The organism is Roseibium sp., assembly GCF_048260565.1.
In the GTDB taxonomy this organism is placed as follows: domain Bacteria; phylum Pseudomonadota; class Alphaproteobacteria; order Rhizobiales; family Stappiaceae; genus Roseibium.
The window spans coordinates 182,316-192,006 of sequence record NZ_JBLXGP010000010.1; the positions used below are offsets into that span (position 1 = coordinate 182,316).

At 62.0% G+C, this 9,691-nt stretch carries 8 protein-coding genes; 7 read left to right on the top strand and 1 reads right to left on the bottom strand.

What is annotated here, in order from left to right; translation table 11 throughout:
• The first annotated feature begins 79 nt into the window (after positions 1–79).
• Positions 80–931 (top strand): dioxygenase, encoded by an 852-nt coding sequence (locus ACN0SO_RS19610; RefSeq protein ID WP_417680416.1) that lies wholly within the window; start codon positions 80–82, stop codon positions 929–931.
• 26 nt (positions 932–957) lie between these two features.
• Here ACN0SO_RS19610 and menC read toward each other — a convergent pair whose 3' ends face one another.
• Complete coding sequence (menC, locus tag ACN0SO_RS19615) at positions 958–2,076, bottom strand: o-succinylbenzoate synthase (RefSeq protein ID WP_417680417.1); 1,119 nt, start codon at positions 2,074–2,076, stop codon at positions 958–960.
• Between the two features lie 116 nt (positions 2,077–2,192).
• Between menC and ACN0SO_RS19620 the strand changes: the two genes are divergently transcribed.
• From ACN0SO_RS19620 to ACN0SO_RS19645, 6 genes are all read left to right on the top strand, one after another.
• Positions 2,193–3,065 (top strand): MurR/RpiR family transcriptional regulator, encoded by an 873-nt coding sequence (locus tag ACN0SO_RS19620; protein ID WP_417680418.1) that lies wholly within the window; start codon positions 2,193–2,195, stop codon positions 3,063–3,065.
• A gap of 206 nt (positions 3,066–3,271) precedes the next feature.
• Positions 3,272–4,831 (top strand): ABC transporter substrate-binding protein, encoded by a 1,560-nt coding sequence (locus ACN0SO_RS19625; RefSeq protein ID WP_417680419.1) that lies wholly within the window; start codon positions 3,272–3,274, stop codon positions 4,829–4,831.
• 85 nt (positions 4,832–4,916) lie between these two features.
• Positions 4,917–5,840, top strand: coding sequence for an ABC transporter permease (locus tag ACN0SO_RS19630; RefSeq protein ID WP_417680420.1), 924 nt, complete (start codon positions 4,917–4,919; stop codon positions 5,838–5,840).
• A complete protein-coding gene (gene nikC, locus ACN0SO_RS19635; RefSeq protein ID WP_417680421.1) occupies positions 5,840–6,721 on the top strand; it encodes a nickel transporter permease in 882 nt (293 codons plus the stop codon). Before ACN0SO_RS19630 ends, nikC begins: the two co-directional genes overlap by 1 nt.
• A 3-nt stretch (positions 6,722–6,724) precedes the next feature.
• Positions 6,725–8,422, top strand: coding sequence for an ABC transporter ATP-binding protein (locus ACN0SO_RS19640; protein WP_417680422.1), 1,698 nt, complete (start codon positions 6,725–6,727; stop codon positions 8,420–8,422).
• Positions 8,419–9,360 (top strand): DUF6963 family protein, encoded by a 942-nt coding sequence (locus tag ACN0SO_RS19645; RefSeq protein ID WP_417680423.1) that lies wholly within the window; start codon positions 8,419–8,421, stop codon positions 9,358–9,360. Before ACN0SO_RS19640 ends, ACN0SO_RS19645 begins: the two co-directional genes overlap by 4 nt.
• The last annotated feature ends 331 nt before the right edge of the window (positions 9,361–9,691 follow it).

The following is a 9,691-nucleotide window of genomic DNA, read 5'->3' on the forward strand; positions in this document are numbered from 1 at the left end:
TCTCATTGCCCCTTACCGGAGTTGCGGTCAGGAAACGGTCCGGAGCGGACAAAAAGACGGAATGGGGAGGAAGAACCGGATGACGCAGTTTTTCACCGAAGAAGGATCGGCCGAAACCGTCAATGCCCGTATGGGCGACAGCGTCGACCCGCGCTTGAGAGCGGTGATGGCCTGCCTGGTGAAGCATCTTCATGCCTTTGCCAGGGAGATCGACCTGACCCAGGAGGAATGGGACTTCGGCATCGACTTCCTGACCCGCACCGGGCAGCTTTGTTCGGAAGAGCGTCAGGAATTCATCCTGCTGTCTGATGTGCTCGGTTTTTCCATGCTTGTGGATGCCATCAACAACCGCCGTCCTGTCGGGGCCACGGAGAACACGGTCTTCGGTCCCTTTCACGTGGCGGGCGCACCGGAACGCCAAATGGGCGAGGGGATCTCGCTCGACGGCAAGGGCGAAAGCTGCCTGTTCGAGGGCCGGGTCATCGATCTCCACGGCGAGCCGATCGAAGGCGCAACGATCGATGTCTGGTGCGACAACGCGGACGGTTATTACGACGTGCAGCAGCCGGGCATCCAGCCGAAGTGGAACAACCGCGGCATCTTCACCACGGGCAGGGACGGCGCATATAGCTTCATCGGTATCAAGCCGGTGTCCTATCCGATCCCGGACGACGGCCCCGTCGGCAAGATGCTGGCCGCTCTCGGCCGCCATCCCTATCGCCCGGCGCACATGCATTTTCTGGTCACGGCACCGGGCTTCCAGAAGCTGGTCACGCATACCTTCGTCGGCGACGATCCCTACATCACCTCCGACACGGTGTTCGGCGTCAAGCAGACCCTGGTCGCGCCGTTTGAGCACGTCAACGACGGCCGGACCGTCTGGCGTTCTCCGTTCGATTTCGTGCTCACGCCTGACGGACAAAGCGGCTGATGTCATCGGGCGGAAAGGCCCCATCATCAGGTTTCGCGGGGATAGATGGTAGCTTTTTGTACGGTGAAAGCGTCAAGCATGTCCTGTCGCGGCTCAACGCCGATGCCGGGAAGGTCCGACGCCTGCATTTTCGATGTGGCGGAAAAGGCCACATCGCGGTCGCCCAGGTCCTCGTCATAGAAGCGGTCCGTCGGAAAGATGTCGGCGGGATAGGTCATGTTCGGCAAGGTCGCGAAGGCGAGGGTCGCGTTCTGGGCAATTGCCGATTCCAGCATGCTTCCCATCCAGTTGCCGATGCCTGCGTCCTCGCACATCTGCCGCACTTCAAGGGTCGGCGTGATGCCGCCGAGGCGTCCAAGCTTGAGATTGATGATGTCGCAGGCTTCCTGCTTGATGGCATGGCGGACGCGGTCGACGGAGACGATGGTTTCGTCCAGGCAGATCGGGGTGCCGATCTTCCTGCGCAGCACCGCATGATCGAGAATATCGTCGTGGCCGAGCGGCTGTTCGATCATGGCCAGGTGAAACCGGTCGAGGCTACGGAACATGTCCACATCATCGAGCGCGAAGGCGCTGTTGCAATCGATATGCATCACAAGGTCGGGGAAGGTGGAGCGGACGGCGGCGACCATGTCCACATCCCAGCCCGGCCGGAACTTGAGCTTGACCCGAGCAAGCCCGCTGTCGACTGCGGCGCCGATCTTTTCGATCAGCCCTTCAAGGGTCGATTCCACCGAAATGTCGCCGCCGACCAGGACATCCGGGTTCCTGCCGCCGAGCATCTGCCACAGCGGCGTGCCGGTTGAGCGGGCCCGCAGATCGTAAAAGGCGAGATCCAGGCCGGCCTTGGCGAAGCCGTTGCCCTTCACCGGTTTCAGGAGCCTTTGCAGGTCTTTTCCGGTGGAAATGTCCTGGCCCACGATCATCGGCGCGAGCTTCCTTTCAAGAACCAGAAAGGCGCCGGCCGCCCATTCATCGCAGTAGTTCGGTCCACTATGCGGGGCGGTTTCGCCCCAGCCGACCAGATCGCCGGACATGATGCGAACCAGCACGGACTCGATTGCCGTCTCGTCGCTTGCGGCGGTGCGCCAGGGTTCGCGAAGCGGCATGGCCACATGGAAAAGGTCAATTCTGTCGATATTCATGGGATGGGTCCCCGGTTCCCGGTTTTGGGCAATCAGACAGGTTATCCATGTTGTTGCTTGACTTGACTATGCTTGTGGCTTCATTTTTTCATAAATGAAACTTTTGGAGCGCCGTCGTGCCGACTTTCGATCAAGACCGACTCTTTTCCCAGCGGATCCTGGATGCCTACAACGAAATGTCCCGTGGCGAGCGCTATCTGGCGGACGTGCTTTTAGAGAATCCACTCGCGATTCTGGACCAGACCGCCACCCAGTTGTCCGAGCGCGCCGGGGTGTCCAAGGCGACGACCGCGCGCTTTTTCCGTCTGCTCGGTTACCCGAGTTACAAGGCGGCCCAGGCGCAGGCGCGCGTGGAGGGGATCAGCTCCGGGAAGTCCCAATACGGCTCGCGTATGCAGACCTTCAAGAGCCATAAGCCGGATCTCAGCATTCACCTGCAGAGCGAGGTCCAGAACATGGTGCGGACCCTGGAGCAGCAGCGGTCCGACCATCTCGATCAGGCGGTCCAGATCCTCGCGCGTGGCGAAAAGCTTTGGGTTGTGGGTTTTGCGGACAACTATCCGCTCGCCCATTTCGCCCGTGCCCAACTCATCCGGGTGCGGCCGGATATCCGCCTGATCCCGCTTGGAAGCTTCTCCGTGGCGGAGGAATTTGCGTCGATTTCGGCCTCCGATGCGTTCCTCGCGTTCGGGGTCCTGAAGCGCATCCCCCAGTTCCGGAACGTACTGCGGTCGGCGATTGGGGCAGGGTCGAAAGTGGTCTATGTCACCGACCAGATGTCCCGTACCGCGGAGGATATTGCGACCGTCACCCTGCGCTGCCGGACCCGCAGCACAGGACTGTTCGATACGGTGGTTCCGGCGCTCAGCCTGATCAACTATCTCTGCTCTGCATTGGCGATCTACATCGGCGAAAGTGCCATGGAGCGGTTGAACATGATCGACGAGATTCATGCCGAATGGGACGATCTGCTGTCCGATCACATCTGAATCGAAGACAAAGTTGCGAACAAATTTCACCTAAAACATCAAAAAACAATCATATATGAAATAAACTGTTTCATTTTCGAAATTTTGTTGACGCCATTCGGAATTGAAGAAAGCATTCCCGGGTGTTGGGCGTGCCGAGCAAAACGCGGTGCGCCCCAGGCGGGGGCAACACAAATCCTCGCCGCCTTCAAGACGGGGATCTGAACATGCGTAAAATGAAATCGCGAAAGCTTATGGCACTCCTGTGCGGAGTTGCTTTTATCGGCCTGAGCGCACCGGCTTCGGCCGCCGACATTGTCTGGGCCCGGTACGGGGACAGCGACACGCTCGATCCTCATGCCAGCACAACCACGCTGTCCATGCAGTCCTGGCGGCAGATCTACGACACGCTGATGGCGTTCGACGAGGGTGGCATGCCGCAGCCGAACATGGCCAAGAGCATCGAGGTGAGCGACGACGGCCTGATGGTGACCTTCAAGCTGAACGACGGCATAATGTGTCACGACGGATCGCCGTTCGATTCCGCGGATGTGAAATACACCTTCGACCGGGCCCTGTCGGATGACCATCCGAGCCTGACCAAATCCGCCTGGGGTCCGATCTCTTCGGTCGAAGCGCCGGACGCGTCGACCATTGTAGTCAAGTTCGACCAGCCCTTCGGCGCCTTCGTGCCGTTCATGGCCGATCCGTTCTCCTCGATGATCTGCGACAGCAATGAAGCGCTGGGCGCGGACTTCGGCTCCAAGGCGGCGATCGGCACCGGCCCGTGGAAGCTGGAAGAGTGGACCAAGGGCGACCGGATCGTTCTGTCCGCCAACGAGACCTACAAGAATTTCGGCCATCCGATCGAAAACAAGGGCAAGCCCTATGCGGACCGGCTGATCATCCGGACCGTGCCGGAAGCCCAGACGCGGCTTGCGGGCCTGAAAACCGGTGAGCTGGATATCATCGAACCGCCGCTGGAAGACGTGCCCAGCATCAAGGACGATCCGTCCATGACGCTGCATATCGCCGAGGCGACCGGCCAGGACGTCTTCTTCGAGTTCACGATCTCCCGGCCGCCGTTCAATGACGAGCGGGTCCGTCAGGCGGTGGCCCATGCGGTCGACGTGGACATGGCGCTCGACATCGGCTTCCAGGGCCTCGTGCAGCGCGAGAAGTGTCCGATCGCGGCCGGCGTCTTCGGCAACGACCAGGACTTCTGCGCGAAATACCTGCCGGAGTATGACCCGGAAAAGGCCAAGGCCCTGCTTAAGGAAGCCGGTTTCGGTCCGGACAATCCGATCGACGTCACCATGATGACCTGGACCGGCGGCGGCCGTGAGCGGATCCTGCAGATCTTCCAGAACCAGCTCGCCCAGGTCGGCATCAAGACCAATATCGAGATCATGGATATCGGTACCCTCAATGCCCGGGTGAAGCAGGAAAACGAGAAGACCGAGGGCAAGTCCACCTTCGACATGATGGGCTGGTCCTGGTACGACCCGGATATCCTTTACCAGCTGTGGCATTCGCCGGGCGCCTATTCCGGCTACAACACGCCGGAGCTGGACGCGATGCTGGAAGAGATGCGCACCACGGTGGATACCGAAGCCCGGCTTGAGGTCGTGAAGAAGGTCAACGCCTATCTCCTGGAAAAGGCGGTCCACGTTCCGCTCTACACGCCCGGCTGGATGTGGCTCTACGTGACCTCCAAGAAGGTCGAGGGCTTCAAGATCGGCGCCTTCGATCAGCCGCTGCTGATGGATGTGAAGATCACCGAGTGATCTTTCCCGGCGAGGCGGTGTCCCAGGTTCCCGGGGCGCCGCCTTCCTCCGACTTCCTACGGTACGAACCCCATCGGCCCGCTTCATGCTTCATTATCTGACGCACAGGATTGCCACCGCGCTGTTCACGGTCTGGATCACCACCGTGGCGGTCGCGATGCTGATCCATATCGTGCCGGGGGATCCGGTGCAGATCATGTATGCCCAGTCCCAGGGCACGACTCCGGAACAACTGGAGGAAATCCGCACGCGGCTTGGGTTGAACGAGCCGGTCTGGGTCCAGTACGGCATGTTCATGGGGCGGATCCTTCAGGGCGACTTCGGCCAGACGATCCGCGGCAAGCAGCCGGTGCTGGATCTGCTCATGGGGCGATTGCCGAACACGCTCCTGCTTGCGAGCGTCAGCCTGGTCATCGCGGCCTTCGTCGGCATCATCTTCGGTTTCTTCGCGGCCTATAAACGCGGCACCGCCATCGATACCGGGCTCATGATCAGCTCGCTGATTGGCGTGTCGATGCCGCATTTCTGGCTGGGCCTGATCCTGCTGTTCGTGTTCGCGGTCAATCTCGCCTGGCTGCCGGTCGCAGGTGAGGACTGGCGCTCCCTCGTGCTGCCGGCGGTCACGCTGGGGGTCGCCAATGCGGGCATCATTGCCCGTCTGACCCGGTCCTCCATGATCGATATCCTCAATCAGGACTTCGTCCGCACCGCGCGGGCCAAGGGGCTGCACAAGGGGACGATCCTCTATCGCCACGTGCTGCTGGCGGGTCTCATTCCTGTCGTCACCATGCTCGGTCTCCAGTTCACCTACATGCTGGGCGGGGCGATCGTGGTGGAGAACGTGTTCGCCTGGAACGGTATCGGCCGGCTGGCGATCCAGGCGATCTTCCAGCGCGACTACCCGCTCATCCAGGGGTTCATTCTGATCTTCGCGTGTCTCGTGGTCACCGTCTCACTGGTGATGGACATCCTTTACGCCGTTCTTGATCCCAGAGTGAGGCTGAGCTGATGGCCATGCAATCCATGCCGGACGCCGGCGGTGCACCTTCCGAGGCGGCTCTGAAACTGGGCCAGTTCTTCCGGAACAAGGGTGCCGTCATCGGTCTGGTGATCGTTCTGGTGCTAGTCTTCGTCGCAATTTTCGCACCGCTGATCGCGCCCTTCGATCCCCAGATGATGGGGGCCGGACGGCGGCTGCAGCCGCCGTCGTTCGGCCACCCCTTCGGCACCGACGAATTCGGCAGGGATCTGTTCTCCCGGGTGGTCTACGGGTCACGGCTCACGCTGATGATCGCCGGCATTGCGGTCGGCATCGCGCTCGCCATCGGCCTGACGATCGGACTGGTCGGCGGCTATGCCGGCGGTTGGACCGAACGGGTGGTGATGCGGCTGGTGGACGTGGTCTTCTCCTTCACTGAGACCCTGATCGCCCTGGCCGCGGTCGCGGTCCTGGGTCCGTCGCTGAAGAACGCGATGATCGCGGTCGGGATTGCGACCATGCCGTTCTATGCCCGCATCTGCTACTCCACCGTGATCGTGGAGAAGAACAAGCCCTATTTCGAGGCGACGGTTGCCGCCGGCGCCGGCCATGCCCGCATCCTGTTCCTGCATCTCCTGCCCAATATCCTGCCGACCATGGTGGTGGTGGCGACACTCGGTGTGTCCACCGCGATCCTGGCCGCGGCCGGGCTGAGCTTCCTGGGACTGGGGGCGCAGCCGCCGTCGCCCGAATGGGGCTGGATGTTGTCGGCGGGGCGGGATTATTTCACCCGCGCGCCGTGGATGATGATCGTGCCCGGTGTTGCGATCGCGATCACGGTGCTGGGCTTCAATCTTCTGGGGGACGGGATCCGTGAGATCCTCGATCCCCGCCAGACGACGAGGCGCTGATCCATGAGCGATGCGATCCTCACCGTCGACAATCTGACCATCGGCTTCGGCCGGAGCGCGGAGCAGTCTCCGGCGGTCAAAGGCCTGTCCTATTTTCTGAAAGCCAACGAGACCCTGGCGATCGTCGGGGAATCCGGCTCCGGCAAGAGCGTCTCCAGCATGTCGCTGCTCGGCCTGCTGCCGAAGGGCACGAGCCGGATCCTGAGCGGGACGGCGATGTTCGACGGCCGCAACCTGCTGGAATTGGATGAAGAAGACCAGCGGGAGATCCGCGGCAAGCGCATCTCGATGATCTTCCAGGAGCCAATGACGTCGCTCAATCCGGTTCTGACCATCGGCCGGCAGATGACGGAAGTGGTTCTGGCCCATGACCCGAAATTCCAGGGCGTGGACAAGAGCGCGGTCAACATGCTCGACCGGGTCGGTCTTCCGGACCCATCGGGCATGATGAGGCGCTATCCGCACCAGCTTTCCGGCGGGCAGCGCCAGCGGGTCATGATCGCCATGGCGCTGATCAACCGGCCGGAGATCCTGATCGCGGACGAACCGACGACGGCGCTCGACGTGACCGTCCAGGCGCAGATCCTGGAACTGATGCGGGAACTCAAGGACCAGTTCGGCACCAGCATGCTGCTGATCACCCACGACATGGGCGTCGTGGCGGAAACCGCCGACCGGGTGATCGTGATGAAGCAGGGCGAGAAGGTGGAGGAGCGGGACGTGGGGCCACTGTTCGCCTCGCCCGAACATCCCTATACGCGCAAGCTTCTAGCCGCCGTCCCGAAGATCGGGTCTTCCGACGTGCCGCCGAAAGGTAAGGTTCCGAATGTCGTCCATGCCGCTCCGGTGGTGGAAGCGCGCAAACTGAGCAAGACCTTTCACAGCAGCGGTCACGAGGTGAAGGCGCTCGACGATGTGAGCTTCGCCATTCCGCCCGGCGAGACGCTCGCGCTGGTCGGAGAATCCGGGTCCGGCAAGTCGACAGCGGCGCGCGCAATCCTGCGGCTCCTAGAGGTGGATTCGGGCGAAGTGCTGATGGATGGCGGCGATATCCGCGAATATCGCGCGCAGCTGTTGCGCAAGGCGCGAAAGCACATGCAGATGATTTTCCAGGACCCCTACGGCGCGCTCGATCCGCGCATGCGGGTCGACCGGCTGGTGGCCGAACCCATGCGCATCCACAAGATCGCCAAGGGCAGGGAACTTCAGGACAGGACGGAAGCCCTGTTCCTTCAGGTCGGCCTGACGGCGGACCAGATGCGTCGATACCCGCACGAGTTTTCCGGCGGGCAGCGCCAGCGGCTGTGCATCGCTCGGGCGCTGGGCGTGGAGCCGAAGCTGATCGTGGCGGACGAGCCGACGTCCGCGCTCGATGTTTCGATCCAGGCCCAGGTGATCGAGCTGATGCTTGACCTGCAGCAGCGCCTCGGGCTCTCCTACCTGTTCATCAGCCACGATCTGGCGGTGGTCGAACAGGTGAGCCATTCGATCGCGGTCATGCTGCATGGCCGGATCGTGGAGGTCGGGCCGCGGGACGCGGTTCTGAAGACACCGGCCCACGCCTATACAAGGGAACTTCTGAACGCCATTCCGATCCCGGATCCGGTGCGCACGCGCGGCAAGTTGGAAGTCAGCGACCGCTCATCCTTTTCCAGGGGACCGCTAGAACCTGTCTCCGAGTATCATCTGGCGGCGTCATGACTATCGGAATTGCACTTTCCGGGCCGAATGCGGGCCTCGGCCTTTTCAAGGCGCTCGCGGCGGTCGAAAAGATCAGCCGCGGCTCCATCGGCGGATTCGTCAGCTTCGCCGTGATAACCGACGACGGGCAATTGCTGCGGGCGCAGACGCAGGACGGCGGGACGAGCACCCTGTTCGGTGGCGAGGAGCCCCCGGCCGACTATGGACAGGCCCCCCTGGCGGTGCTGATGTCGAGCGGACCCAACAGGCCGGAACCGCTGTCGCAATTCACGCCTGGTGGCGCCGACATCGGCCTCGTTACCGGGCACCGGCTGCCGAATGTCGCCATATGCGGAAATCCACCGCCGAACATCATGGTGCTGGATGCCCTGAAGCGTGGCGATCCCGTCCGTGTCGCCGTCTCCCAGGCGCTTGCGGCCAATCGTCAGGCAGATGCCGGGCTGATCGCCTTGACCCGCAAAGGCGAAATCGCCCTGGGCGATACCGACTTCGTTTGCAGGCGAAAGGATCGCGGCAGCCTGTCCTTTTCCAGCGAAGACGGGTGCTTCAAAGGCGCCGTCACCCACAATTCCATATTTCCGGTGCGGGGGATTGCCGAACTGGTGGCGGGCGTCGCCCTGGACACTTACGAAGCGCCGGACCGCTGCGACCGGATGCTCCGCCTCGACCGCTCGGTGTTGCTCGTGCCGTCGGATGGCGAACAGGTGCATATCGATGATCAGGGTAGGGTTCTGTCCGTGGACATCGCCCGGGAACGGATCGAGGGGGGCTCGCTGGAAGGGGCGCTGTTTCTCTATCAGGCACCGGTCTACAAGGACGGCAAACTGGTCGGCCATGTGAGCGGCCAGGAGCCCTATACGATCGTGGAGGACAACCGGGCGCTGTCCTTCTCCGGGAGGGCGGAAACGGAAATTGCCCTGAAAAGGAGGATCGCTTAGACCAGCTTGGGATCACCGGTCCTTCAGCCGATCCAGGGAGACCTGGATCCCGTCGGTGTCGTTCAGTTCGAGCGGGCTCGACAGGATCAGTGACAGCTTTCCGCCATTTCCCGCCTTCCAGAGAATAAAGCGTGTGCCGGGTGGGCGCGAAGCGGGTCGGTCTTCTGGATGTCGAATGCCTTGGGTCTGCGCGCGCGCCGGATTGGTGTCGTGCCGCAGGGCAAAAGGAAAGGGCCGGATGAAATATCCGGCCCTCAGACTGCTGACAAACCCCTGGCGTTAGCCGGGGGTTTTTGATTCACTGTTTTGATGTTGAAGAAGCCCGGCCCCG